Source organism: Nocardia otitidiscaviarum NBRC 14405, assembly GCF_000308635.1.
GTDB classification, from domain to species: Bacteria; Actinomycetota; Actinomycetes; order Mycobacteriales; family Mycobacteriaceae; genus Nocardia; species Nocardia otitidiscaviarum.
In genome coordinates this window covers 1-1326 of sequence record NZ_BAGD01000124.1, presented here as the reverse complement: position 1 = coordinate 1326, position 1326 = coordinate 1, and the positions used below count along the sequence as shown (strand labels likewise).

General features: G+C 68.6%; 1 protein-coding gene. It reads right to left on the bottom strand.

Annotated features, from left to right (window positions below; genetic code table 11):
* Positions 1 to 1326: ferredoxin--NADP reductase domain-containing protein (locus ON31_RS28025; protein ID WP_039817919.1), on the bottom strand; the 1326-nt coding region annotated here is incomplete at both ends.

The following is a 1326-nucleotide window of genomic DNA, read 5'->3' as shown; positions in this document are numbered from 1 at the left end:
GCGCGGAGCATGTCTTCGCGTTCGACGACCTTGACGCGTTCGCGGCCTTCGGGTTCGCCGAGGGCGCGTTCGTGGGCGTCGAGGCGGTACCAGCCGGCCCAGGTGGTGAAGGGGATGCCCTTGTCCTCGAGGAACGCGGTCACGGCCTCGGGGTCGGGGTTCGCGGCGGGGGTGAAGTCTTTGACGTCGTCGAGCAGGCAGGCGATGGTTTCGTTGGCGTCGCCCTTGGTGTGGCCGATGAGCCCGACCGGGCCGCGTTTGATCCACCCGGTCACATAGGTTTGCGGCAGGTAGCGGGCCGCACCGTCGGCGCCCTCGTCGACGAGCACGCGCCCGGCCTCGTTGGGCACGGTCCCGGCCTGGTCGTCGAAGGGCAGCGCGGGAATGTTCTGCGACAGATACCCCACCGCCCGGTACACCGCCTGGATGTCCCAGTCCTTGTACTCGCCGGTGCCCTTGCAGTTACCGGTGCCGTCGAGCTGGGTGCGTTCGGTGCGCAACCCGACGACCTTGCCGCCGGAACCGAGGATCTCGGCGGGGGATTCGAAGAAGTGCAGGAACAGTTTGTGCGGGCGGTCACCGACATCGCGGATGGCCCACTGCTCGAGGGTGTTGCAGATCATGTCGACCTGCTTGGAATGCCGCCGCGCGGCCTCGGAGCCCTCGTCGTAGTCGATGTCCTCGGGGTCGACGATGACCTCGATGGTCGGGGAGTGATCCAGCTCGCGCAGCTCGAGGGGCGTGAACTTGGCCTGGGCGGGTCCGCGGCGGCCGAACACGTGCACCTCGAGGGCCTGGTTGGCCTTGAGCCCCTCGTAGACGTTCGGTGGGATCTCGGTGGGCAGCAGTTCGTCGCCGGTCTTGGCCAGGACCCGGGCCACGTCCAGGGCGACGTTGCCGACCCCGAGCACGGCGACCTTCTGTGCGTCCAGGGGCCAGGTGCGGGGGACGTCGGGGTGGCCGTCGTACCAGGACACGAAGTCCGCGGCGCCGTAGGAGCCGTCGAGGTCGATGCCGGGGATGTCGAGGGCGCGGTCGGCGTTGGCGCCGGTGGAGAAGATGACCGCGTCGTAGAAGCCGCGCAGGTCGTCGAGGGTGATGTCGACGCCGTAGTCGATATTGCCCAGCAGCCGGACCTGGGGTTTGTCGAGGACCTTGTGCAGGGCGGTGATGATGCCCTTGATCCGCGGGTGGTCGGGCGCGACGCCGTAGCGGATCAGGCCGAAGGGGGCGGGCATGCGCTCGTAGAGATCGATGCTCACCCCGTCGAACCCGGCGGGGGCATCGGATTTCATCAGCGCGTCGGCCGCATAGATACCAGCCGGG